The sequence below is a fragment of the Microbacterium sp. Z10_103 genome (genome assembly GCF_058310455.1).
On sequence record NZ_JBZEGK010000001.1, the window covers coordinates 2,838,706 to 2,863,281 of the forward strand.

The 24,576-nt window shown below is 69.1% G+C and carries 22 protein-coding genes and 1 pseudogene; 7 read left to right on the top strand and 16 right to left on the bottom strand.

What is annotated here, in order from left to right:
• Positions 1–56: 56 nt before the first annotated feature.
• The 4 genes from AC4FS2_RS13790 to AC4FS2_RS13805 all read right to left on the bottom strand — a co-directional run bounded on the left by AC4FS2_RS13790 (position 57) and on the right by AC4FS2_RS13805 (position 5,576).
• Positions 57–1,247, bottom strand: coding sequence for a sugar ABC transporter substrate-binding protein (locus AC4FS2_RS13790; protein ID WP_491156073.1), 1,191 nt, complete (start codon positions 1,245–1,247; stop codon positions 57–59).
• Positions 1,248–1,345: 98 nt separating this feature from the next.
• Entirely contained in the window at positions 1,346–3,301 is a 1,956-nt protein-coding gene (locus AC4FS2_RS13795; RefSeq protein ID WP_491177599.1) for a hydantoinase B/oxoprolinase family protein, read from the bottom strand.
• Positions 3,298–5,334 carry a hydantoinase/oxoprolinase family protein gene (locus AC4FS2_RS13800; RefSeq protein WP_491156070.1) on the bottom strand — a complete coding sequence of 679 codons (2,037 nt, stop codon included), beginning with the start codon at positions 5,332–5,334 and terminating at the stop codon, positions 3,298–3,300. Before AC4FS2_RS13800 ends, AC4FS2_RS13795 begins: the two co-directional genes overlap by 4 nt.
• Positions 5,331–5,576 carry a hypothetical protein gene (locus tag AC4FS2_RS13805; RefSeq protein WP_491156068.1) on the bottom strand — a complete coding sequence of 82 codons (246 nt, stop codon included), beginning with the start codon at positions 5,574–5,576 and terminating at the stop codon, positions 5,331–5,333. Before AC4FS2_RS13805 ends, AC4FS2_RS13800 begins: the two co-directional genes overlap by 4 nt.
• A gap of 111 nt (positions 5,577–5,687) precedes the next feature.
• Here AC4FS2_RS13805 and AC4FS2_RS13810 point away from each other — a divergent pair, with 111 nt between their 5' ends.
• Positions 5,688–6,494 carry an SDR family NAD(P)-dependent oxidoreductase gene (locus AC4FS2_RS13810; protein ID WP_491156066.1) on the top strand — a complete coding sequence of 269 codons (807 nt, stop codon included), beginning with the start codon at positions 5,688–5,690 and terminating at the stop codon, positions 6,492–6,494.
• A 424-nt stretch (positions 6,495–6,918) separates the two neighbouring features.
• On the opposite strand, the gene AC4FS2_RS13815 is transcribed toward AC4FS2_RS13810, so the two are convergent.
• Entirely contained in the window at positions 6,919–8,043 is a 1,125-nt protein-coding gene (locus tag AC4FS2_RS13815; RefSeq protein WP_491156064.1) for a flavin reductase, read from the bottom strand.
• Between the two features lie 145 nt (positions 8,044–8,188).
• Between AC4FS2_RS13815 and AC4FS2_RS13820 the strand changes: the two genes are divergently transcribed.
• The gene (locus AC4FS2_RS13820) at positions 8,189–8,590 is read left to right on the top strand and encodes a cupin domain-containing protein (RefSeq protein WP_491156062.1); all 402 of its coding nucleotides are present in this window, start codon (positions 8,189–8,191) and stop codon (positions 8,588–8,590) included.
• The gene (locus tag AC4FS2_RS13825) at positions 8,587–10,155 is read left to right on the top strand and encodes an FAD-binding oxidoreductase (RefSeq protein ID WP_491156060.1); all 1,569 of its coding nucleotides are present in this window, start codon (positions 8,587–8,589) and stop codon (positions 10,153–10,155) included. Before AC4FS2_RS13820 ends, AC4FS2_RS13825 begins: the two co-directional genes overlap by 4 nt.
• A gap of 69 nt (positions 10,156–10,224) precedes the next feature.
• Here the strand turns inward: AC4FS2_RS13825 and AC4FS2_RS13830 are convergent, their stop codons facing one another.
• The 11 genes from AC4FS2_RS13830 to AC4FS2_RS13880 all read right to left on the bottom strand — a co-directional run bounded on the left by AC4FS2_RS13830 (position 10,225) and on the right by AC4FS2_RS13880 (position 20,772).
• Positions 10,225–11,328, bottom strand: coding sequence for a zinc-binding dehydrogenase (locus AC4FS2_RS13830; protein WP_491156058.1), 1,104 nt, complete (start codon positions 11,326–11,328; stop codon positions 10,225–10,227).
• Positions 11,325–12,137: an SDR family NAD(P)-dependent oxidoreductase gene (locus tag AC4FS2_RS13835; RefSeq protein WP_491156056.1), complete on the bottom strand. Its 813-nt coding sequence runs from the start codon at positions 12,135–12,137 to the stop codon at positions 11,325–11,327. Before AC4FS2_RS13835 ends, AC4FS2_RS13830 begins: the two co-directional genes overlap by 4 nt.
• A 1-nt stretch (position 12,138) precedes the next feature.
• Positions 12,139–13,527 (bottom strand): FAD-binding oxidoreductase, encoded by a 1,389-nt coding sequence (locus tag AC4FS2_RS13840; RefSeq protein WP_491156055.1) that lies wholly within the window; start codon positions 13,525–13,527, stop codon positions 12,139–12,141.
• A 1-nt stretch (position 13,528) separates the two neighbouring features.
• Positions 13,529–15,100 (bottom strand): FAD-binding oxidoreductase, encoded by a 1,572-nt coding sequence (locus AC4FS2_RS13845; protein WP_491156053.1) that lies wholly within the window; start codon positions 15,098–15,100, stop codon positions 13,529–13,531.
• Positions 15,097–15,846: a carboxymuconolactone decarboxylase family protein gene (locus tag AC4FS2_RS13850; RefSeq protein WP_491156052.1), complete on the bottom strand. Its 750-nt coding sequence runs from the start codon at positions 15,844–15,846 to the stop codon at positions 15,097–15,099. The genes AC4FS2_RS13845 and AC4FS2_RS13850 overlap by 4 nt, the downstream gene beginning before the upstream one ends.
• Positions 15,843–16,748, bottom strand: a complete 906-nt coding sequence (locus tag AC4FS2_RS13855; protein ID WP_491156051.1) for an NAD(P)-dependent oxidoreductase — start codon at positions 16,746–16,748, stop codon at positions 15,843–15,845. The genes AC4FS2_RS13850 and AC4FS2_RS13855 overlap by 4 nt, the downstream gene beginning before the upstream one ends.
• A complete protein-coding gene (pcaC, locus tag AC4FS2_RS13860; protein WP_491156050.1) occupies positions 16,745–17,155 on the bottom strand; it encodes a 4-carboxymuconolactone decarboxylase in 411 nt (136 codons plus the stop codon). Before pcaC ends, AC4FS2_RS13855 begins: the two co-directional genes overlap by 4 nt.
• A gap of 53 nt (positions 17,156–17,208) precedes the next feature.
• Positions 17,209–18,102 (bottom strand): NAD(P)-dependent oxidoreductase, encoded by an 894-nt coding sequence (locus AC4FS2_RS13865; RefSeq protein WP_491156048.1) that lies wholly within the window; start codon positions 18,100–18,102, stop codon positions 17,209–17,211.
• The gene (locus tag AC4FS2_RS13870; protein WP_491156046.1) at positions 18,099–18,920 is read right to left on the bottom strand and encodes an N-acyl homoserine lactonase family protein; all 822 of its coding nucleotides are present in this window, start codon (positions 18,918–18,920) and stop codon (positions 18,099–18,101) included. The genes AC4FS2_RS13865 and AC4FS2_RS13870 overlap by 4 nt, the downstream gene beginning before the upstream one ends.
• Positions 18,917–19,849 carry an NAD(P)H-binding protein gene (locus AC4FS2_RS13875; protein ID WP_491156043.1) on the bottom strand — a complete coding sequence of 311 codons (933 nt, stop codon included), beginning with the start codon at positions 19,847–19,849 and terminating at the stop codon, positions 18,917–18,919. The genes AC4FS2_RS13870 and AC4FS2_RS13875 overlap by 4 nt, the downstream gene beginning before the upstream one ends.
• A gap of 83 nt (positions 19,850–19,932) precedes the next feature.
• Positions 19,933–20,772: an SDR family NAD(P)-dependent oxidoreductase gene (locus AC4FS2_RS13880; RefSeq protein WP_491156041.1), complete on the bottom strand. Its 840-nt coding sequence runs from the start codon at positions 20,770–20,772 to the stop codon at positions 19,933–19,935.
• 171 nt (positions 20,773–20,943) lie between these two features.
• On the opposite strand from AC4FS2_RS13880, the gene AC4FS2_RS13885 reads away from it, so the two are divergent.
• The 4 genes and pseudogenes from AC4FS2_RS13885 (at position 20,944) to AC4FS2_RS13900 (ending at position 24,576) form a co-directional block, all read left to right on the top strand.
• Positions 20,944–21,651 carry a GntR family transcriptional regulator gene (locus tag AC4FS2_RS13885; RefSeq protein WP_491156039.1) on the top strand — a complete coding sequence of 236 codons (708 nt, stop codon included), beginning with the start codon at positions 20,944–20,946 and terminating at the stop codon, positions 21,649–21,651.
• A gap of 190 nt (positions 21,652–21,841) precedes the next feature.
• Positions 21,842–22,588: pseudogene (locus AC4FS2_RS13890) on the top strand (ABC transporter substrate-binding protein); the annotation flags it as partial.
• 282 nt (positions 22,589–22,870) lie between these two features.
• The gene (locus AC4FS2_RS13895) at positions 22,871–23,722 is read left to right on the top strand and encodes an ABC transporter permease (protein WP_491156037.1); all 852 of its coding nucleotides are present in this window, start codon (positions 22,871–22,873) and stop codon (positions 23,720–23,722) included.
• Entirely contained in the window at positions 23,719–24,576 is an 858-nt protein-coding gene (locus AC4FS2_RS13900; RefSeq protein WP_491156036.1) for an ABC transporter permease, read from the top strand. The genes AC4FS2_RS13895 and AC4FS2_RS13900 overlap by 4 nt, the downstream gene beginning before the upstream one ends.

The following is a 24,576-nucleotide window of genomic DNA, read 5'->3' on the forward strand; positions in this document are numbered from 1 at the left end:
TTCTCACAGATGAGCGAGGGGGCGCCGCGGGATCCGCGACGCCCCCTCGGATCGGGTTACTTGGTCACGCCCCACAGGGTCGTGAATTCCTCTTCCATACCCGGGAAGGCGACGAAGCCCTGCAGGTAGTCCTCCGCGTTCGCCGGGGTGATCACGCGCGAGACGGAGCGGCCGACGGCCTCCCAGTCCTCGTACTCGGTGAACACGCCCTGCATCTTGCGGAAGCCTTCATCCAGCAGCATCCACATGAAGATGTTCAGGTCGACGCCGAACCCGGCGGTCTGCAGCCCGTCCGCGATCTGCTGCATGTTCGGCGGCAGCGAAGACTGTCCGATGCCATACGCGTTCTCCAGGCCCGCGAGGCCGGCCTTCTCCGCGAGCCCGACCTGGAACTGGTCGGCGGGCGTCACGAAGAACTGCGTCTCGGGGTGCGTCTGCAGGTCGCTGACGATCTTGTCCGCCGGGCTCGGGTCGGCGATGGAGATGTCGACGACGCGCAGGTTGCAGTCGGGGCAGATCGTCGCGAGTTCTTCCTGCGTCGCCTCGAGCTGGATCTGCGAGAAGCCCAGCTCGGGGATGTTGTAGAAGACGAACTCGCTGCCCGTGCCGCATGTGAAGGCGACCGCAGCGTCGGCGAGAACCTTGCCGTTGACCAGGGAGACGTTGTAACCGCCGAGGCTGTCGTTCAGACCGAACTCCTCCGCGTTCGGCTGCGAGGCGTAGACGATGGCGACGTCGTTGTCCATCAGGGCCTGGAGCTGGTCCTGCCAGAAGACGGCGTCGTTGGCGACGGCGATGACGACGTCGGGGTTCATCTCCACGACGGAGTTGAGGGCGGAGTTGATGCTCTGCGCGTCGGTGCCGGTGCTGACGTTGATGAGTTCGACACCCGCACCCGCGGCCGCCTGCTCCATGAACGAGTACATGATGCCGGCGACGGCGGTGTCATTGTTGAGGAACGCGACCGTGGTGTCGGGGCTCACCGGCTCGGGCAGCGGTTCGGTGAAGAGCAGCTCTTCCACCGGCTCGCCGAACGACGCGATGTACTCCTGAGCGGCCTCGAACTCGACGCCGTCCGCGGGGCCGGCGGCACAGTTGCCTTCCTCGTCCATGTAGGTGAGCTCGACGTCGCCGGATCCCTCGGGACCGCCCGGCTCGGTCTCTCCGCCGCCTCCCGCGCACCCTGCGAGCGCGACGATGGATAAGACCGTGCCGATTCCCAGAGCGCTCTTGATTCCTCTGCGCATGTGACTGTCTCCCTGACTTCGTTGTCATGGTCCGACCGCATTGTCGGACAGTGGGGCAATCCTACACAGGAGGTTTCAACGGGTATATATAAATTCGATCACGATCGGGATGCTGCCCGCATGCGCGCCCGGAGGGCGGCCGTCGCCGCCTCATCCACGGCAACACCCTCGGGGTCTTCGGCGGGATCGCCGGTCACCACGACGCCGTAGAGGCGGGCGGCGCCGTCGATGGTGACGTACTCGTCGCGGACGTCGACGCGCACCCGGTCGGGATCGCGCTCCAGTGGGTCGCCCCACCCGCCGGCCCCGTTGGTGATGTACCGGAGCACGGAGTTCGCCGTGCTGACATTGGCCGACGAGAACGGGTAGTGGTACTGGCCGTGCCGGGAGGGCGCGTGGCTCTCCGGGTCCAGCACACCTGCCCAGGGCGTGCCGTCGCGGAAGGAGTCGGGGCCCGTGGCGGGAACGTTGCGGGCTCCTTCGCCGGTCGGCGGATAGATCCACACGCCGCCGTTGACGCCGTGACCGCCGCCATACACGCCGAAGCCGGTGACCGACTTGTGCCGCAGCTCGATGATGGAGTGCGCGGCATCCGTGAGCCAGAGGGTGTCGCGGAGCATCGCGTTGCCGCCCCGGTGGTAGCCCGGCCCCGCCGTGTCGGGCACCGGCTCGTGGCGGAGCATGACGACGGGGCTGTCCTTCTCCACGGCCTCGACCGATGGCGCGACGCCGTTGGCGAGGTACGACATGCACTGCGTGTCGGCGTCGCCGTGCCGGTTCGCGCCGAAGGGCCCGATCTCGCCCCCGCACTGCATGGCCGACACCCACGGGTTTCCGTCCGGCCAGGCGCCGAACGCCGTGTGCAGGTTCGTCCCCCCTCGATCGCCGGCGATGGCCCGATCACCCATGGCCTTCTCCAGCGCCATGAGCGCGGTGGCCAGGATGACCTGGCTCTGTTCGAAGTACAGGAACACCGCGCCATCCGGAGGCAGTGCCGAGACGACACTGCCCTCGGGGATGACGATGTCGATGTTGCGGAACAGGCCGGAGTTGAAGCGGCCGCGGGGATCGAAGTTGTACTTCAGGGCGACCCCGATGGCGGTCTTGACCTCCCACACGGTGGCGTTGATCGACGTGCGCGCCTGGCGGTGCGTGCCCGACAGGTCGACCTCGATGCGGTCGCCGCGCTTGCGGATGGCCACGTGCACGGGGTACGACTCGGTGTCGTCGATGCCATCGCAGTCCACCCCGTGCTCGGCCTCCCAGTCGCCGTCGGGAAGCTCCGCCATCCCGACGGCCATCCGCTCGGCGGCGACGTCGGTCGCGTACCGCATGGCGCCGTGGAACGCCGGCAGTCCGTAGCGGTCGATGGACTCGTTCACGAGCGTCTCGCCGAGCTCCAGGCTCGAGCACACCGTCAGCATGTCGGGGTAGAGCACCTCGGCCATGCGCACGTTGTCGAAGATGACGCTCCAGTTCTCGGGCACATTGACGCCCTCGCTCACCAGCAGCCGAGGCGACAGGACGAGACCGTTCTCGAAGACGTTCTGTTTGGTCGCGCTGAACCCGCCGGGGACGGTGCCGCCCATGTCGAGCTGATGCGCATTGAGCGTCACGAACGCGACGATGCGGCCCTCGCGGAAGACGGGGCGCGTGAAGACCAGGTCGTTGTTGTGGTTGCCCGTGCGGTACGGGTCGTTGGCGATGAGCACGTCGCCCGGCCGCAGCCGGCCGACACCGAACTCTCCGACCATGTTCGGCACGGCGTCGATCGTCGTGCCGGCCATCAGCACGATGCCGTTGCTGGCGGCGGGGACCGGATAGTCGAGCTCGGGCGGGCCGGCGATCGTGCACGCGAGGTCGTAGAAGTCGCGGAGCACCGGCGAGAAGGCGCCGGTCAGCAGGCGCGCACTCATGTGCTCCACGAGGTAGTCGAAGCGGTTGCCGAGCACCGTGGCGGTGTAGCGGTCGCAGTCGTAGCGGTCGCGGAACGCGGCGACGTCGAGGTCGCGGAGGAGCGTGCGCCTCTGCGGTGCGGTGTCGATGGTGCTCACGCGGTCCTCCCCGAGGTGATGACGATCTCTCTGCAGCGGCCGATGACCGCCGTCTGGCCCGGCATGAGGAAGGTGGTGCTGAGCTCCTCTCGGATGACGGCGGGTCCGGTGACGGTCGCCCCCACCTCGAGAGCTTCGCGTCGGTACCACTCGGCCTGGATGGGCTGCTCGGTGAGGTACTCGAGGGTCACCGTGCCCTCCGGTGTCGCTGGGAACGACTCGCGTGCGGCAGCGGGCGTGTACTCGACCTTCTCGGCCGGGACGACGATCTCCACGCGGTAGGTCACCCCCTCCACGGGGAACCCGTCGAAGCGGTTGCCGTTGCGGGATTCGTACGTGTCGTGGAAGCCGGCGACCACGTCGAGGATCGACTCCGCGGTGATGGGTTCGTCGGGGATCCCGACGAACGGGGTCTCCCAGCTCTGCCCGACGAGGCGCCCGTCGAAGCTCCGGCGCACCGGCAGCCCCTCGGCCGCATCGCCGAGGCGGTCGCGCAGCCGGGCCTCCATCGCGTCGTACACCGCGGCGATCTGATCGGCCGAGTCGGGCGAGAAGACGACGTACGCGCTCTCCGATTCGTGGAACACCTGGTCGGCGGAGAGCAGCCCGAGGGCGGAGAACAGCCCCGGATGCGGCGGGATCACGACTTCGCGGAGCGGCAGGAGGTCCAGGGCCGCGGGCAGCAGCATCCCGCCCGCGGCGCCGTACGCCATGAGCGAGAAGTCGCGCACGTCCACGCCGTGGCGGACGGCCACGTTGAGGATCTCCTCGGCCATGTGTGCCACGGCGAGCCGGTACGCCGTGCTGACGCGCTCGGCGAACGGGATCGGCGTGTCCAGCGCATCGAAGGCGCGGCGTGCGGCGGCGGAGTCGAGCGTGAGCTCGCCCCCGGCGAACCCGTCGGGGTCGAGGATGCCGATGAGCAACGCGGCGTCCGTCACCGTCGGTTGCGTGCCGCCGCGGCCGTAGCACGCGGGTCCGGGCTCGGCCCCCGCGCTGCCCGGACCGACGAGCATGCCGCCGGCCGACGAGATGGTCACGAGGCTGCCGCCGCCCGCACCGACGCTCGAGACCTCGGTCGATAGCGCGTTGATGATGAGGTCGTGCTCGATCTCGAAGGTGTTCTGGACGAACGGCTTGTCGTTGATGATGATCGACACGTCTGTGGAGGTGCCGCCCACGTCGGCGCACAGGATGTTCGACCGGCCGATCGCCCGACCGAGGTGGCCGCTGGAGACCGTGCCCGCCGCGGGGCCGGCGAACAGGATGCGGAAGGGTCGCTGCAGCGCCTCCTCCCAGGGCAGGAGGTTGGCCGCGCAGTCGGCGAAGTTCAGCTGGCCACCGAATCCGAGGCCGGACAGGTCCGCGTTCAGGCGTGTGGCGTAGCCGCCGAAGAGCAGCTTCATAATGACGTCCACCACCGTGGTGGAGGATCGCTCGTACTCCTTGGCGAGCGGCGAGGTGGCCGAGGAGATCGACACCTCGATGTCGTCGCCGAGCACCTCACGGGTGAGTTCCCGGAGGCGTTCCTCGTGGGCAGGATTCACGTACGCGTTGATCAGGCAGATGGCCACGCCCTCGACCTCGCACCGGGCCAGGATCTCCAGCTCGTGCCGCGCCTGCGCCTCGTCGAGCTCGAGCAGCACATCGCCCTGCGCGGTCATCCGCTCGACCACCCCGCGGCGGAGGTACCGCGGAATGAGCGGCCGCGCCGCGTCGCCGAACGTGCGGCGCCACGACGGGTCGGTCTGCGCGTCGAGGGGCCGGTGCACCGAGCCGCGGTCGAGCACGTCACGGAATCCGTCGGTCGTGAGCAGCCCCACCTTCGGCAGACGGCGCTCGAGCACCGCGTTCAGCCCCATCGTGCTGGCGTGATTGAACACCGCGCTCTGGTCGACGCCGAGGCGCCGGGCGCCTTCGATGACCGACGCGGCCGGGTCGGTGCGGCCGCTCGGGACCTTGGTGACCTCCACGCGGCCGTCGCGAATGGACACCACGTCGGTGAACGTGCCGCCGACGTCGACCCCGATCATCGCGTTCCTCCCGACAGGCCCTCGACGGTCGTCCCCAGCGGCACGAAGCTGCCGAGCGGGGGCGCCTGGGTGCGCTCCACGGAGTGGAGGCAGTCCTGGCACTTCACCGCATCCCACCAGCCACCTTCGCTCAAGACGCGGTAGCGGCTCAGGTCGGCGCTGCCGCAGTTCGGACAGGTGCCGGAGACGGCAACGCGCTCGACCGAGAGCGTGGCCGTCCGCGGGCGGCTGAAGGTGTGCACGTCGATTTCTCCTTCGAAGTCGATCGGGGCGCGGCCGAGTCGAGTGCCCGACGCCCTGCAGATGCGATTATCGTACGACAATCAGACACTGGCGCAAGGGCAGGTTCGAAGATGAGCGACACAGGGTTCTCGCAGAGCGACGCGTGGCCGGGGATGCGGCGGTTCGAGGGGCGTGTGGCTGCCGTGACCGGCGCCGCACAGGGCATCGGGTTCGCGGTGGCCGATCGGCTTCGCGCCGAGGGGGCCGTCGTGTACGCCCTGGATCTGTCCGCGGACGCGCTGGCGCAGGCGTGGCCCGCCGACTCCGGAGTCACCCCCTTGACCGTCGACGTCGGTGACAGCGGCGCCGTCAACGCGGCCTTCGCGCGCATCGAGGCGGAGCACGGACGCCTGGACGCCCTCGTGACCGCGGCAGGCATCGCGGATGCTCCGTGGCGGCTGACCGAACGCGGCGGCGACCCCGATCCGTCCACGATCGACGACGCCGCCTGGGACCTCGTCATCCGGGTGAACCTCACCGGAACCTTCTACTGCGTCCGCGCGGCACTGCCGCTGATCCGCCGCGTCGGCGAGCGCGGCGGCGCGATCGTCACGATCTCCAGCGTCGGCGCGCTCGCCCCGTACCCCCTGCAGGCCGCCTACCCGGCGTCGAAGGCCGGCGTGCTCGGGATGACCCGGGCTATCGCGGCCCTCGTCGGCAGCGAGAACATCCGCGTCAACGCCGTCGCGCCCGCCGCCACCCGCACCGCGATGCTTCCGCAGGACGAGGAGCTTCTCGATTCACTCGTGCAGCTCCAGCCGATCCCGCGGGTGGTCCCGCCGTCGGAGATGGCGGCCACGATCGTCTACCTCTGCTCGGATGAGGCGCAGTTCATCACCGGTCAGACCATCAACGTCAACGGCGGCATGGTGATGTGACCCCGCCACCCGCGCCCGCCCGGCGCCGTCGCGCGCCGAGTTCAGGAGATGCGGCGGACACAGGAGGATCCGGCCGAAACCGTCCTGCCTCCGCCGCATCTCCTGATTTCGCGCCGGGCGGCGGGGGGGGCCGGAGGCGTGCGGGCCGGAGGCGTGCGGGCCGGCGGCCCCGGGGCGGGCGTCAGGACGGCGCGGCCTCAGGACGCCGCGGCCTCAGGACGCGGTGCGTGCCGAGCGTCACAGCGCCACGCCGCGCACAGTCCGCGGCGCGGGCGCTACGTCGCGCGCCGAGTTCAGGAGATGCGGCGGACACAGGAGGATCCGGCCGAAATCGTCCTGCCTCCGCCGCATCTCCTGATTTCGCGCCGGGGCGCGGGCCGGCGCGCGGACCGGGCCGGGGGGCGGGGAGCGCGGACCGGAGCCGTCAGGACGCGACGGCGGCCCGGCTCTCCTGCGGGCGGCGAGCGTGCAGGGCCAGGGTCTCCAGCACCTTAGCCACGTCACCGGACTCGTAGCCCTCGACGATCGCGGAGTGGTCATCCAGAAGCTTCGACGTGGCTTTCGTCGACTGGCGGATGGTGCGCAGCTCGAGCGACGGGAGGCGCAAGCCCTTGTACGTCTCGGTGAGGATGACGCTGCCGGCGAGCGTCACGAGATACTCGTGGAACGCCGCGTTGGACCGGATCCACCCCTCCGGGTCGACGAACTCGTCATCGTGCACGTACTGGAGCGTGTCCTCCATGAGCCGGCGGAGCTCGGCCAGCTGATCCTCGCCGAGCCGGCCGACCGTTTGTGAGGCCGCGCCCACTTCGATCGCGAGCTTGGCGGCGTAGTAGTCGAAGATCACCTGGTCGGGCACCGGCTCCACTTCGAAGGTGGCACCCGAGCGGCGGACGAGCCCCTCATCCACGAGCGCGACCAGGGCGCGGAAGGCGCGGCCGACCTCGATCTCGAGGGCCTCGGCGATGGCCTCCGCATCCAGGGGCACCGACTGATCGGTGACCGTATTCACGACGTAGTCGCGCACGGCACGCAGGGCCGCGGAGTCCGGGGCGGTCTCCATCGTTCCGAACGATCCACGGAAATACGCCAGCGGGTTACCGGGGTGGGAGGTCACGCGAACGACACGCGCCAGGAAGACGAGGTGGGTTCCCCCGCGCACGGAGTCCTCCACCACGCATTCGAACTGCGCGATGGAGCCCGACAGGAGCGGAGCCCCGCCGTGGCCGCGCTCGAGGGCCATCGACTGGAACTTGTCGGCGCCCTTGCTGGCGAACCGCTGCGCAATGGGTGCGGAGTCCTCGGCCAGGACATTGACGGCGAAGGTGCCGGTGCGGGTGATCGCCTGCGCCGTGGAGGAGGTGACGTTGAGGCAGATGAGGATCATCGGCGGTTCGTCGGAGAGGGAGCTGACGGCGCTGGCGGCCGCGCCGAAATCGACATCTCCCTCGCGCGTGGTGATGACGGTCACGCCGCTGGCGAACCGGCCCATCACGTCGCGGAACTCCCCCTTGGACGGCGGCTCGATGGGGGTGTCGAGAGTGTTCATCGTCGAGCTCCTTCGCGTCTTCGATCGCGACCGCACGGCCGCGTAGCGATGATAGCTTTTAGTTACAACACATACAACTATCTCTGCCGCGCGGTATAGTACTGTCTGACAATCCGGACGATGACGTTCGAAGAAAGGCACCCAGATGCGACTCATTCCGGGCAGATCAGGATCCGCCTCCGGACGCGCCAGCGGCACGTTCACCGGAGAAGTGTGGATGGATCCGGTGATCACCGATTCCCCTGACGTGAAGATCAACAACGTGATCTTCACGCCGTGCGCGCGTACCTACTGGCACCACCACTCGCAGGGACAGATCCTGCAGGTGTTCCGCGGCCGGGGCCTGGTGTGCGGGGCCGACGGCCAGCCGCGCGTGATCACCGAGGGTGACACCGTGTGGATCGAGCCCGGCGAACGCCATTGGCACGGCGGCACCGCCGAGTCCCTGATGGGTCACACCGCCATCACCCTCGGCGACACGGTCTGGCTGGAGGAGGTTTCCGAGGCCGACTACGACGCCGCGCAGCAGGCGGAGGGCACGCGATGACAGACCCCGTCGCGTCCGCGGCGCCGGTGCTTCCGGAGGCGGCGCGCGACGAACTCGTGGCCGTCGTCGGCCGCGAGAACACCCTGTTCACGCAGGAGGAGCGCGACACCTACCGTGACCCGTACTGGTTCCAGGAAGATCGCACGTACGACTCCTGCGGCGCGGTCTTCCCCGACAGCGTCGAGCAACTGCAGGAGGTCGTCCGCATCGCCGGGCGCCACGGCATCCCGGTGTGGACGTCGTCGCAGGGACGCAACAACGGCTACGGCGGTCCGTCCCCGCGGGTGAGCGGGTCGCTCCTCATCGGACTGCGCCGGATGAACCGCATCCTGCACATCGACACCGAACTCGCCTACGCCGTCGTGGAGCCGGGCGTCCGCTGGCTCGACCTTCATGAGGCGCTGCACGAGCTCGGTGACGAGCTGATGCTCTCGGTACCCGACATCGGGTGGGGCTCGATCATCGGCAACTCGCTCGACAACGGCATGACCTACCTGCCGCTGGGAAGCGACTACCAGGCACCCACCGGCATGGAGGTCGTGCTCGCCGACGGGTCGCTCATGCGCACCGGGATGGGGGCGATCCCCGACAGCGCGTCGTGGCACCTGTTCAAGCGGGGTCTCGGCCCGACGCTGGACCCGCTGTTCACGCAGTCCAACTACGGCATCGTGACGCGGATGGGCGTGTGGCTGCAACGCCGCCCCCGGTCCTATCTGCCCCTCTACCTGTCGGTGCCGCGCGACGCGCAGCTCGGGCAGGCCGTCGACATCATCCGCGAGCTGCGTCTGGATGGCATCATCCGCGGCGTGCCCAACCTGCAGAACCTCATCACCATGGGCACCCAGTTCCCCGAGCACATGGGGATGTTCCCCGGTGCGGACCCGACGTGGTCCGAGGAGCGCCTCGACGAGCTGGCGGATGCAACCGGCATCGGCCGCTGGGGCGTACGCACGGCGCTGTGGGGTGATGAGCCGGTCGTGGAGCACCACCTGTCGCGCATCCGCGAGGCGTGGTCGGACATCGACGGCGCCCGCGTCGACGTGCTCGGCCGGTTCACCCCGGACAACTGGGGCGAGATCACCACGTTCATGCAGAAGATCTCCGCCGGCATCCCCTCGATGGACATGATGGAGCAGATGCCCGACTGGGTCGGCCACGTCGGGTTCTCGCCGGTCGTGCCGCTGCAGGGTGGCGAGGTCGTGCGCGTGATCGACCGGATCAAGGAGCGCGTGGTGGCGCGGACGGGCGCGAACTTCGTGTGCGCGATCTTCCCGACCAACGACCGCAGCGCCATGATCGTCAGCGCCATGAGCTTCGACCGCCGGGATGAGGCGCAGGTGCGTGCGACCTTCGATACGGTCCGCGAGCTCATCGCCGAGGTCGGCGCGATGGGGTACGGCGAATACCGCGCCCACCTCGACTTCATGGATGACGCCGCGGCGCAGTACTCCTTCGGCGACCACGCGTACCGCCGGTTCGCCGAGGCCATCAAGGATGCTGTCGATCCCGGAGGGATCCTCTCCCCCGGCCGGCACGGCATCTGGCCCGCGAAGTACCGCGCCTGATCCGCGCGCACCGAGCGGATCAGGGACAGGCCCTCGGGCTGAGCCTTCGGGAGCTCAGCCCGAGGGGGCTCAGTGGTCGAAGACGATGACTCCGCAGACGTCTTCGAGCGACCCGGACCGGTCGCGGGCCGAGTCGAGCTCGGACAGCGCGTAGGTCCGCGTCAGGATGGGCGCAGGGTCCAGTCGCCCGCGCTCGAGCAGACCCGCGTAGCGCTGCAGGTCGCTGCGCATGTGCAGCTGCCCGTTCTGGGAGCTGAGGATGCGGCGGCTCTGCAGAGCCGTCTCCACCTGCGGCAGCGTGAGCTGCGCGCCACCGATCTCGAACCCGGTGAGCACGGTGCGCCCGCCGCGACGCGTCGCCTCCACCGCCGTGCGCTGGGATGCGGTGGGACCGGCTGCTTCGAGTCCGACATCGGCCCCGCGACCGCCGGTGAGGTCGCGCACGGCAGCGACGGGGTCGACGTCGGACGGGTCGATGACGTGGTCGGCGCCCATGTCGGCCGCGAGCAGGCGCCGCCCTTCATGCGGCTCGATGACGACGATCGTTCCGGCTCCCGCCAGACGTGCAGCCTGCAGCATCCACAGTCCGAGGTGGCCGGCGCCGACGATCGCGACCGACTCGCCGGGGGCCAGCTGCGCGACGTTCTCTACCGAGCCCACGCCCGTGCTGACGCCGCACCCGAGGAGCGAGAGCACCTCGGAGGACAGGTCGGACTCGACGGGGAACACCTGGTTGCCCGAGATCGACATGTACTCCGCGTAACCGCCGACGCATCCCGCGCACGAGATGAGCGCGCCGTCGGCACCGCGGGCGATGTCGGGGTAGATCCCACCCAGGTCGAACAGCTCGGAGCACTGCCACGGCTCACCGATGGAGCAGTAGTAGCAGCGGCCGCACTCGGGGGTGCCCGGCACGACCACACGCTGGCCGACGGAGACACCGCGCACGTCGGCGCCGACCTCGACGACCTCGCCGATGGAGGCGTGACCGAGGATCGTGGGCGGGATCTTGTAGAGCTTGCCCTGCCAGTTCTTCACGTCGGTCGAGCAGAACGGGCTCGCGTGGGTCTTCACCAGCACCCGGGTGGGATCCAGCGGCAGCATCTCGACCTGTTCGATCGAGAACGGCTCGCCGATCTGCCGCAGGACTCCGGCAGCACCGAAAACGCTCATGACTCCTCCACGGGGTATTTCTCGAACGCCGCACGGATCGCCTGCTGGCGCACGTCGACGATGTGCCACCAGTCCGGGTGGGTCACCGCGTACAGGTCGTCGTTGCGGATCGCCCGCGTGACGATGCGGCCCGCGTCGATGGGGTCGATCCACCGGAGGTCTCCCGCCGGACCCTCGGAGATGTCGACGTCGGCGAGCGCACCACCCTGCCCCGCAGGGCGATTGCGCAGGCTCGCCTTGATGTTGGTGCGCACGGTGCCGGGGGCGAGGAGCGTGACGTGCACGTTCGCGTCGTCCTCGGCGAGCTCGAGGGCGAGAGCTTCGGTGAGCGCGGCGACCCCGTACTTGGTCACGGCGTAGGCGCCGGCCCCCGACATCGGCGAGAACGACGCCATCGATCCGGTGTTCACGATGTGCCCGCCATCCGGGTTGGCCAGAAGTCGCGGCAGGAAGGTGGAGACCCCGTGGATGACCCCCCAGAGGTTCACGTTCACCAGGAAGCGCCAGTCATCCAGCGTCATCTCGGCCATGCGCGCCAGGGGTCCCACTCCCGCGTTGTTCACGACGATCCCCACCGAGCCGAACCGGTCGACCACCTCGTCGGCCAGCCCCTCCACGCTGGCGGGGTCGCTCACGTCGACGCGGATGCCGGTGGCCCCGATGTCCGCGGCCGTCGCCTCCAGCGCCCTGCGCTCGATGTCGGCGATCACGACAGTCGCGCCTTCGGCGATCAACTGCTCGGCGATGCCCCGGCCGATGCCCGAGGCTCCGCCCGTGACGACGGCGACGCGTCCCGCGATGCTCGTCACGTCAGTTGCCGAACTCGAACACGCCGGCGGGGTCGTGCGCGCGGCGGATCTCGCTCAGGCGCGCGGCGTTCGCCTTCGACCACAGCCGGTTCTGGAAGACCTCGGCGGTGGGGTGGCCCGCCCAGTTGTAGTTCACCTCGGCGCCGCTGTAGGTGGTCAGCCGGTCGCGGATGGCGTAGCCGGCGGCCTCGACGACCTCCCAGGGCGCGATGCCGTCGATGGGCACGCCCAGGACGAGCAGCGTGAAGGGCTCCTTGCGTCCGCCGATCGCGCTCGGGTGCTCGGGATCGCGGGCCAGCGCGCCACCGTGATAGCGCACCTCGACGGTAGCGAGGGGGCAGGCGACGCCCCCGCCGGCGTTCTCGACGAGCACGTCGATCAGCTCGTGGTCCACCCTCCCGAGGAAGTCGCCCCACTCCCACAGCGGCAGCGGGTCGGTGGGCTCGGAGTGGATTTCGGCGATCCGGTCGCTCGGCAGGATCCCGACGGTGTCGAGGATGCCGGGGCCGGCGATCTCCCGCCAGGAGGCGAGGATCGCCTCGCCGCGCTCGGCGAGCTCCTCGTTCGTGGCACCCAGCTCGACGTACGCGAAGCGGATGTGGAACACCGTCGCGCCACCCAGCGGAGCCGGGAGGTCGGGGGGAAGGCGCAGGATCGCGAACGACGTGTTCGCCGAGTCCTGCAGACCGGGCACCCAGTCCAGCCACGCGTGGGCGAGGCGGTCGATGTCCTCCTCGGCGTAGAAGATGCCGCCGCCGTAGACGTACGGCATGCGCGGGGCTTCGACGGTCATCTCCGTGACGACGCCGAGTCCGACCTTGCCGCCGCGGAGCGCCCAGAACAGGTCGTCGTTCTCGGTCGGGGTCGCCACGAGCACGTCGCCGTTCCCGTCGACCACGCGGAATCCGCGCACCCAGTCGCCGGCCATGCCGAGCGTGCGTCCGAGCGGTCCGATACCGCCGCCCAGCACCAGGCCGACCGCACCGACGGTCCGGGCGGAGCCGGTCACCGCGCCGAGTCCGGCGGCGTGCAGGGCGGGGACGATGTCCTGCCAGGTGAGCCCCGCACCGAGGGTGAATCGTGCGTTCTCCGCGTCGACGACGAGGGTGTCGAGGCGGCTGGTCTTCAACAGCACACCGGAGTCGAGCTGGCGGTACGCGCCGTGCCCGGTGGCCTGCGGATGGACGGTCGTCCCCTGCGCGGCGGCCCACCGCACCACGGTCTGCACCTCTGCCTCATCGGCGGGGGTGACGACCAGATCGGGGTTGTTCGGCGAGAGCAGGTTGAACCCGCCGATCTCGGCCGCGTATCCCTCTTCGCCACGCAGATACACCGTGCCGGTGATCGTGCCGCGGAGTTCATCGACGGCGCTGTCGAGTTGGGCTCCCATGTCAGTCCTTTCGTCTGTTCGCCGGCCAGATGCCGTGCCGGCCCGGTGAGAGGATGCCGCGCGGGTCGACGGCGTCCTTGATGCGTTCCACGAACCTGCGGTACGCGAAGTCGTTGAACGAGTACTGTTCGGCGGCGAGATCCATGAAATCCAGGTGCGCCCGGTACTCGCCGTAGCCGAGCTTGCCGGCCTCCCGGACCATCGTCTTCACCGTCGCGTAGGCGGTGCGGGACTGCTCTTCATCGGATGCGTCGAAGGCCAGGCCGCTGACCACGATCGCGCTGCGCTCGCTGGAGACGCAGATGCCGACGACGAAGTTCACTCCCGCCTCCCGCACGACGATGTCCTCGAGGAGATCGACGACCTCGCGGATCGCGGCGCCCTGCAGCGGCACCGCCGGGGAGAACCCGACGTGGCCGACGTTGTCTGGCATCGCCTCGAGCATGTCCAGGCTCGGGATGCCGCCCTGCACCTTGTCCACGAAGTGCTCGATCTGATCCCACTCGTCGTGGCGGTAGGTGCGGGCGTGGTCCACACGAGATCCCTCGATGGCAGACCAGGCGTGCGTGATCATCTCGACGTGGCGGGCCACGACCGCCGCATCCCCCCACACGGCGGTGCGCATGCCCCACCGGCCGACGCCGGTGAGATCGGCGATCTCGTCGAGCTTCTCGGAGCTGAGCGTCGTGTCCGCCCCCTGCATCTTGCCCAGGAGCTCGGGGAAGTGCGAGGCGAGGGTCACGGTGTTCTGCATGACCGGGACGCCCCGGATGACTCCGGCCAGGCGCAGCTCGCGAAGGATGTCGATGGCCTGCTCCAGCTGCCCGTCACGGGGCACGGTGAGGAAGAGCGGCGCGTACGCATCGGGCTTGCGCATGAGCCAGTAGCCCATGCGCGTGACGATGCCGAAGTTGGACTGCACGAACAGGGGATCCAGCACCGGGCCGAGCCCGCGCTTGTAGACGTGCCACGACGGGGAGTCGGGAATGGCACCCATGCCGGTCCGCAGCAGCGATCCGTCGGCGAGCACGACCTCCATGCCGGTGGGGGCCTGCCAGTCCATGCCCAGCGGCAGGTACGTCACGCCGCTGTCCATCGTGTTGCCGATGACCGATCCCCACCCGAGGTCCGGTATCGACACGAGCAGGTCGTAACCGGCCTCTTCGATGGCGGCGTGCAGCTCCATCCACGTGACGCCGGGCTCGACGACCGCGTAGGCGAGTTCGTCGTTGATCTCCAGCACGCGGTTCATGCGCCGCAGGCTCACCAGAACCGAGCCCTTCACCCGTGGCGAGGGCCCGCCGTAGCCGTTGTTGCGGCCCTGCGACGACGTCCACAGCGGCACACCGAGGTCGTTCGCGATGCGGACCAACGCCTGCACTTCCTCCGTGGAGGAGGGGTACAGCACGGCCGAGGAGTCGTACGTGCGGTCTTCGGGAAGCCAGTACGGGTCGCGGTACTCGTCGCGGCCGGCCTCGTCGACCACGACCGCCTCATCACCCAGCGCTTCGCGGAAGCGCTGCACGGCTTCGGCCGGCAGGGCATAGCTCGCGTCCCGCTGGGCGATGCTCATCGTCCCGCTTCCTCGGCGAGGATCGGGGCCGCTTCGAGCACGCCGTGGATGCCGAGGGTCGCGGCGATCTCCATGACCTCGATGAGCTCCTGCGCCGTCGCGCCATAACGCACCGCGTTCTGCAGGTGGAGCTTGAGTCCCGAGGTGTAGAGGTGCGTGGCGGCGGTGTCGAAGGCGATGTAGATGAATTCCTTCACCTTCGGTTCGAGCGGCCCACTCACCCACGGCACGGAGGAGAACTCGGTGTACGCGTCGAAGAACTCCGGCGCCAGCTCGAGGATCTCGTTCCAGAAGTCATGCCAATAGCCGCGCTTCTCGGTGAAGTCGGCCTTGAGCTTCTCCTGGTAGTCCGTCAGCGCGGCCGCCTCGGTGCGGATCCCGGCCTCCTCGAGCACCTCGACGAGGATCGGCACACCGATGTTCATGGCGTGGATTCCCAGCGTCGCGCAGCACTCGAGCACCTCCATCACCTCGGCCGGCGTCGCGCCGGCATCCAGCGCCCGGCGGATGTGGCCGCGCACCGGCGGAAGATAGAGGTGGGTGGAGTTGGCGGCGACGGCCAGGCGGATGAAGTGACGCACCTTCTCCGGGAGAGCGCCGGTGCGATCGGGGACCCCCGCGAGCCGCCCGTAGGCGGAGAGGAACTCGGGATCGAGGTCGAGCACGGCCTGCAGCCGTCCGTCCCATCCGCCGACGGTCTCTTCGACCTCGGTGCGGATCTGCTGGCGGCGTTCGGCGTCGGTCATTGCTGGGCTCCTTCCTTCGTCGTGGGGGCCTTCTCGGCGCGCAGCCAGCGAGCGACCTCGGTGTGATCGGCGCGCGGGCCGAGGTCTTCGGATGCGGTGGCCCAGTGCGCGACCGCCGCGTCGCTCAGTTCGTGCGGCACCCCGAGGCGCTCGGCGAGGCCCGTGGCGATCTTCATGTCTTTGAGCATGAGGCTCAGGCCGAACCCGGAATCGTAGGTCTCCCCGACGATGAAGTTCGGCCACTTGTGCTCGGTGGATCCGCTGCGACCGCTCGAGCGGTTGATCGCCTCGAGCATCACCTTCGGGTCGAGACCGAAGGCCATCCCGGTGAGCATCGCTTCGCTGGTGACCCACAGGTGCGCGGCGGACATCAGGTTGTTGAGAGCCTTCAGCGCATGCCCCGCGCCGATCGCGCCGACATGGGCCGGTCGCCCGAGCACCTCGAACACCGGCGTGGCCTCGGCGACGTCGGCCGCGTCGCCGCCGACCATGATCGTGAGCGTGCCCTTCTCGGCACCGCCGACGCCTCCGGATACCGGCGCGTCGATGAGTCGCGCGCCGCCGACGGCAACGAGGTCGGCGAGGGCCCGCGTGCGCAGGGGTTCTGACGAACTCATGTCGACGAACAGGGTGCCGGCCGGAGCGGCAGCGAGGAGTCCGTCGGGGCCGAGCACGGCCGCATCCACGATGTCGGAATTGGGCAGCATCAGGATGACGATCTGCGCATCCCGGACCACGTCGGTTGCGCGCGCGACGGCTTCGCCGCCCGCGGCGGTGAGGCGCTCACGCGCCGATTCCGCGATGTCGAAGCCGACGACACGATGCCCGGCCTCGACCAGGCGGCGCGCCATGGGCGTCCCCATGTTGCCGAGGCCGACGAAACCGACCGTGGAGACGCTCACAGTTCGCCCGCCGCCTTCATCTCCTCGAGCTTGGCCTCGGCGATGCGGAACGACTCCAGCGATGCCGGCACCCCGACGTAGACGGCGACCTGCATGAGGGCTTCCTGGATCTCTTCCGGGGTGACACCGTTGCGGATCGCGCCGCGCACGTGCACGCCGAGCTCGTGACCGCGGTTGAGCGCCGACAGCATCGCCAGGTTCAACAGGCTCCGTGTGCGGCGGTCCAGCCCAGGCCGGGTCCACACGGCACCCCAGCAGTACTCGGTGACGAGCTCCTGGATGGGGCGGGAGAACTCGGTGACCTGCCCCAGCGAACGGTCCACGTGTGCGGTGCCGAGCACCTCGCGGCGCACCTGGAGGCCGTCCTCGTATGTCTCACGTCGGGTGGGGTCGTCGTTGTTCGCCATGTCGCGGTTGTTCCTGTTCTGGAGGGGGGTGTGGGGCGCGCGAGCGGGGATGCTCACGCGGGATCGGTCAGGCGCACGTGTCCCGAGACGTCGCCGATCGCGTCGACGACGCGGTTGCTGATCTCGTCGGCATAGCCCAGCGCGTTGGCCAGTCCGAAGGCCGCCAGCGGGGCGGCGGAGTTGAGCGAGGCCACGCCCAGCTCGTGGAGGTGATCCACGTAGAGCACCACGTCCTTCGTCATGAGCGCGTTCGTGAGGCCGCCCTTGAGGTAGTCGCCGTGGATGATCTTCGGGAAGCGGTTCTGGGTGGCGAAGTTCACGCCCGAGCTGGAGTTGAGCACGTCGAGCACGGTCTCGAGGTCGAGCCCCGCCTTCTTCGCGGCCACCATGACCTCCGCGGTGGCGGACAGGCTGATGGCGTTGAGGAAGTTGTTGAGCAGCTTCATGCTGTGCCCGGTGCCCGAGGCGCCCATGGGGTGGATGCCGGTGGCGAAGTGGGCCAGAACGGGACGTGCTCGCTCGAGCGCCTCGGCCGAGCCGCCCACCATCAGGGTGAGCGTGCCCTTCTCCGCAGCGGCCGCGCCGCCGGAGATCCCGGCATCGACGTAATCGACGCCGCGCTCGGCCAGCAGCGCCGAGATGCGGACGGTCGAGCTGGGTGCGGCGGTGCTGAGGTCGACGACGACGGTGCCCTCGCGGAGGGCCGGGATGAACGCCTCGTCACCCAGGATCACGCGCTCCACGACCTTGCTGTCCGGGAGGGACAGGAAGACGATGTCGGACTGGGAGGCGACCTCGACGGCGCTTCCGGCCGGATCGGCGCCGGCGGCGGTCACGGCGTCGCGCACCATGTCGAAGCCGAGCACGGGAACGCCGCCGTCGACGATCCGCCGCGTCATGCGGCCTCCCATGTTGCCCAGGCCGATGAATCCGACGCGATCGGTCATGCTGTTCCCTTTCGTGATCCGGCGGTGCCGATGGTCGCTGCGACCCCGGCGAGCGGTCCCGACTCCACCTTGCGGAATCGGCCCAGTGTGTCGGGGTCGTGGCCCGACACGAGATGCCGCACCCCGTCGCCCATCAGTGCCCGCACGCGGTCGAACCCGGCGTACATCTTCGGCAGGTCCGCGACGAACGCGAAGGGCAGGTCGTCCTCGTACTCCTCGTAGTAATGGACGGCATCCGACGCGAGCAGAGCATCGCCCTCCGAGGTGCGCACGCGCACCGCGCACTGGCCGGGCGTGTGCCCGCCGAGTTCGAGCAGCTCGACGCCGGGAGCGAGTTCCAGCCGGTCGCGGAACGTGCGCACGCGGCCCTGCGCGTGCGCCGCCCGCAGCTCATCGATCTCGGCGTCCTCGGTGGAGTAGCGGAACTGGGCGCGCCGGCCCATGTCGCCGGTCCAGAAGTCGAACTCCGACTCGGCGATCACGATCTGCGCGCGCGGGAACAGGCCGAGGTTGCCGATGTGGTCGTAGTGGGCGTGGGTGACCACGATCGTCTGCTCGGCGTCGGTGTCGATCCCGAGCGCCGCGTAGATCTCCGGGAGCTCGCGCACGAACGTGCGATGGCGGTTGCGTCCGCCTTCCTCCGAGAACCCCGTGTCGACGAGGATCGTGCGCTCGTCGTTGCGGAGCACCCAGACGAAGTAGTCCATGCCGATCGGAGCATCGTCCTGGCCGTAGATGTGGTAGTTCAGGAAGACCTCGGAGCGGCGCCCTCGTCGTGTGCCGTACTGAACGATGACGACCTCGTACTCGTCGCTCATCCGGCCACCCCCTGCGGGGCCGACGGCCAGCCGGCTCGGCGCTCCTGCATGAGGTCGATCAGGCGCCGGGGCTTGCGCCCCGTGAACCGCTCGACGACGTCGGTGACCTTCGCCATGCTGCCCATCCGCACCATCTGTCCGAAGGAGACCATGCCGTCGCTGCACCACGGAACGGGCGAGGAGGAGAAGTCACCCGTCGCCTCGCGCGGAACCCCGAGGGCGTCCCACATGGCGTACATCTCGTCATCGCTGAGGTCGACGATCTGGATGGGCGCCCCGCTGAGCTCGATGATCATCTCCCCCACCTCCCGGTAGGTGAACATCTCCGGGCCGGTGACGTCGTACCCCGTGTTCGGTTCGCCGGCGCCCTTGAGGATCTCGGCGGCCACAGCGGCGACATCGTCGCGGGCCACGAAGGCGACCTTTCCGTCGGCGGTGTTGCCGATCGACTGACCGCTCGTGATGGCGATGGCGGCCTGGTTCTCGGCCATCGCGTCGGCGTACTGGTTGTTGCGCAGCATGTTCCAGCTCATGCCGCTGTCCATGATGAGCTTCTCGGTGAACTTGTGGTCCGCGACCTCGTGCGACATCACGTCCGGCCGCTCTGTTCCGATGAACGACGTGTAGATGATGTGCTGGATGCCGGCATCCTTCGCCGCCTCCACCGCGTTGCGATGCTGGCGCTGGCGGTTGGGGCCCGCCTCCATGGCGGAGACCAGGAACAGGCGATCTCCGCCGGCGAAGGCCGCCCGCAGCGAATCGGCGTCCTCGTAGTCGGCCGCGCGAGCCGCGACCCCGCGTTCGGCCCACCGTTCGAGCACGTCCGGGTTGCGGCTGGTCACGATGATCTGATCAGCGGGGACGGAAGCGAGAAGGTTCTCCGCGACCGCGTTTCCCACGTATCCGCCCACACCAGTAATGACGTACATGGCGGCTTCTCCCTTGAAACAGCGCGGATGGGTGTCCCCCATCCTGTCTGACAGTTTGTGTGATGTAAATACCGTATGACAATCTATGGGCGGTTCCCGAACAGCTGATGAAGGTCGGCATCCACCGCAGCGGTATCCCACAGGCCTGCCCCTCCGCCATAACGGTTGGTGTTCTGCACGCTCGCCCCGCCGTCCACCGACAGGACGGTACCCGTGATGTACGAGCTGTCGTCACTGAGGAGGAACGCCACGGCGGCTGCCACCTCATCGGGGGTGCCCGCGCGGCGCAGCGGCGACGTGCTCGCGCGGTGGTTCATGTCCTCGATCCCGGCTGCGCCGAAGATCGGCGTCGGAACGATGCCCGGCGCAACCGCATTGATGCGCACCCCAGCGGGCCCGGCGTACACGGCCGCGCCGTGGACCAACCCGATGACGCCGTGCTTCGACGTCGTATAGGCCAGCAGGTCGGCCGCGCCGCGCAGGCTCGCAATCGAGGCGGTCACCACGATCGACCCCGTGGTCCCGGTGGCGGCGTAGTGGCGGATCGCCTCGCGGATGCCGAGATAAGGGCCGCGCAGGTTCACTCCCATGACGGCGTCCCACTCCGACACGGTGGTGTCGGGAACCTGAAGTCCCGGCTTTCCGGCGATGCCCGCGTTGAGGTGGTGGAGATCGGCTGAGCCGAACTCCCCGAGTGCCGCGTCGAGGTACGTCCGGACACCCTCTTCCGTCGACACGTCGGCGCCGACGCCGATGGCCTCCCCTTCGACGGCGTCCGCCGCCGCCTTCGCCCGTGCTTCGTCGATGTCGACGACCACGAGCTTTGCGCCCGCCTCGGACAATCGCGTGACGACGGCCGCGCCGATCCCGCCGGCTCCTCCGGTGACGATGGCCACCTTCCCCTGCAGACCCGCGTACGACATCGTCCCGCCTTTCCGCGCCTCCGTCGACGCCCGCATCCGCCGGGCGAGCCCCGCGCAGATTGTCTGACGATAATATAGGTCAGCGGAGCGGCGCCTTTGCATGATTGCCCGACGATCCCACCCTCCCGCGGGTATGATCTGTGTCACCGCCCGCAGTGAGGATGCCCCCTGATGTCGACAACGAACCCCGTGGCAGCATGGTCAGGATCGCCGGTCGACAGAGTGGCCGCCCCGCTGCGAGAACAGGTCATCATGGCCCTGCGCGCAGCCATCCTCGACTTCCAGTTGCGGCCAGGACAGCGCCTGGTCGAACGCGAACTCATCGAACAGCTCGGGGTCTCGCGCACCACCGTCCGTGAGGCACTGCGCGAACTCACCAGCGAGGGCCTGGTCACCGTCGTCCCCCAGCGCGGCGCCGTCGTCAGCGCACCCTCGCTCGCCGAGGCCGAGGACATGTACGACATCCGCGCCGTTCTCGAATCCGTGCTGGTGGAGCGCTTCGTCGAGCGCGCCACCGACGCACAACTCGACCGCCTCGACGCGAGCGTGGAAGACTTCGCCCGCCTCACCGCGGGCACCGACGACATCCGCATCGTCCTGGACGCCAAGGACAAGATCTACGAGGTTCTCGTCGAGGGAGCCGCCAGTCCGTCGCTGCAGAACATCATCGAGGGGCTGCAGGCCCGCGTGCGGCTGCTGCGGGCGACGTCCATGAGCGAACCCGGCCGCGCCGAAGTGGCCGCCGAAGAGCTGCGCGCGGTGGCAGCGGCAGCACGAAAGCGGGAGGGCAAAGCCGCGGCCGAGCTCTGCGCCACCCACGTGCGCAATGCCGCGAAGACCGCCCTCAAGCACCTTCGCGCCGCCGAGAACGCCGAGTAGCGGGCCCCGCCGGGCGCCATACAGGCGCTCCGGAGCAGGTTAGTTATAGCGGGTATATTGACCGCATCTGTCCGCCGTATTATTGTCGGACAAGGCCGCGCGTTGCACTCGCCGGTTCTCAATGGAGAGGAATCGCATGTCTTCCACGCACACTCGACACCGTTCGCGACTGGCTGCTGTCACCGGTGTCATGCTCGCGGGCGTACTCGCCCTGTCCGCTTGCACCTCCGGGGCCGGCGGCGACGACGACGCGTCCACCCCCGAGGCCACCGGCGACCCCACGGCGGCCGAGGTCACCGATGTGACGCTCACCGGCATCCGCGGCCCGGGCACCATCCCGTTGCAGTTCGCCGCCGACGAGTACGGCAGCGAATACGGGCTGACCATCGAGCCCTCCTTCGTCGACAACAGCGGAATCGCGGTCACCTCGGTGATCTCCGGTGACGCCGCAGCGGCCAACACCAGCTACTTCGGCGTGATCGACGCCATCAACCAGGGCCTCCCGCTCGTCGTCATCGCCGAGGGCTGGGCGAGCACGCCGGAGACCGGCTCGCTCGAAGCGCTCCCGGATTCGGGCATCGAGGGCATCGAAGACCTCGCGGGGAAGACGGTGAACGTCATCTCCCTCACCAGCAGCCACGCCATCAAGCTGCGGGACGCGATGCTCCAGGCCGATCTCGATCCCGAAGAGGTCAACTGGGTCGAGCTGCCCTATGGCGAGGTCGCCGCCGCCCTCGAGCAGGGCACCGTCGACGCGTCCAGCGCCGTCGGCCCGACCCTTGCCGCCGTCCGCGGCATGGGTAGCGTTCCCGTGTTCGACTACGGCTCGGGCGAGTACGAGGGCATGGCCGAATCGGGCTGGGTCGCTTCGCGTGACTTCGTCGAGAAGAACCCCAACACCGTCGCCGCCATCCAGTGCTCGATCTTCGCAGCGCAGGGTGCGCTGGCGGAGGACCGCGCCCTCTTCGAGGAGCAGTTCTCGGCGTTCCTGGGTGCGCCTGCCGAGGTCGCTGCCAACGAAGTGATGCTCGACTACCAGACGGAGAACCGTCTGGTAGAGATCCAGCGCAACGCGGACATCTACTTCGCCAGCGGCAGCCTCGAGGAAGAGTTCGACTTCTCTTCCCACGTCCTGCCGGCTCCGTCCAACTGCTGACCCGGTGCGGCGGAGCGGGTGAACCTCGCTCCGCCGCACTCCCCCGACCGAAGGAACCACCCCGTGACCAGTCCGACCACCGTGGCGCCTCGCCGCGCGGCGCGTTCGGCGCAAGGGCGCGCAGCCTCCCGGCGCCGGACGACGGCCATCCTGCGCGGCGTCGCCGGCGTGGTGGGTCTTGCCGTCCTGCTCGAGATCATCTCGCGCTCGGGATTGGTCAGCACGACCTACCTGCCACCTTTCTCGGCCGTCGTCGTCGAGGCGGTCGCCCTGTGGGGCGATCCCGTCTTCCGGGCCGACGTCGGCTCCACGCTCCTGACCTACATCCTCGGGATGCTGATCGCCTGCGTCATCGCGATTCCCCTGGGCGTGGCCTTCGGCATCTACCAGCCCGCGTACCGCGGCGCGCGCGCGATCGTCGAGCTCGTCCGCCCCATCCCGCCGGTCGCCCTGGTGCCGCTCGTGCTGCTGATCCTCGGGGCGGGCATGGAGATGAAGCTCGTCATCGTGGTGTTCGCCGCCGTCTGGCCCATCGTCTTCAATACCCTCTACGGCGTCCATGACGTCGACCCCTACGCCAAAGACATGGCGCGCACCTTCGGCATCGGCCGATGGGGAATCGTCCGGCGCATCGTCGTCCCCTCCGCCGCGCCGTTCGTGATGACCGGCATCCGCATCGCCAGCTCGATCGCGCTGATCGTCGTCATCACCGTGGAACTCATCGCCGGCGGCGCCGAAGGCATCGGGGCGTTCATCTCGCGCGAGCGTGCCTACGGCGACGCCGGCGCGTACCTCGCGGTCCTGGCCGCGACCGTCACCGCCGGCGTGCTGGGCCTTGTCATCAACCTGGCCATCGGCTGGGTGGAGCGCCGCTTCTTCGGCTGGGAAGCCACGACCCGAGCGGAGGGGCGATGACCCAGATCCAGGCAGCGCCGCACTCGCTGCTCACCCACGGCGTCCCCACGGTCCGGCGTCCTCGTCGCAGCCGACGGTTCCTGGTAGGACTCGCCTACTTCCTGGTGCCTCTGGCCGCCGTCGTGGCGGTGTGGCAGGTGGCAACGACACTCGCACCCTCCCCGTTCTTCCCCCCGCCGCTGGCCATCGCGGCGAACCTGTGGCAGCTGCTCTTCGGCGGCCCGGGGTTCTTCACACCGCTCTTCTTCGGCGACTTCCTCGCCACGGTGGGGCGCATGGTGCTCGGCTTCGCCATCGGAACGGTCTGGGGCGTCATCGTCGGCACGGCGATGGGTCTCAACCGCGCCGCCCGCGAGACGGTGACGCCGATCGTGGAGTTCCTCCGCTCGATCCCCGCGACCGCCACGCTGCCGTTGTTCATCATCCTGCTCGGCGGCGGCGACGACATGCGCGTCGCGTTCATCGCCTACGGCGTTTCCTGGTTCGTGCTGATCAACACCGCATCCGGCGTCGGTTCGATCGCGAGCACGATGCTCGACATGGGCCGGGTCTTCAAGATCTCCCCCGCACGGCGACTGTTCTCGATCATCCTGCCGGGGGCGATGCCGAAGATCTTCGCGGGCCTGCGCATCGCGAGCACCGCGGCACTCCTCCTCGCGATCGTCTCGGAGTTCATGCTCGCCAGCAACGGCATCGGATTCCTCCTCATCCAGGCGCAGGGCCGCTTCCAGCTACTGGACATGTGGTCGTGGATGCTGGCGCTGGCCATCCTCGGACTGATCATCAACTCGCTACTCGACCTCGTGGAGCGCCGCACCCTCGCGTGGCACCGGCTCTCCCGTGCTCGGACCTGA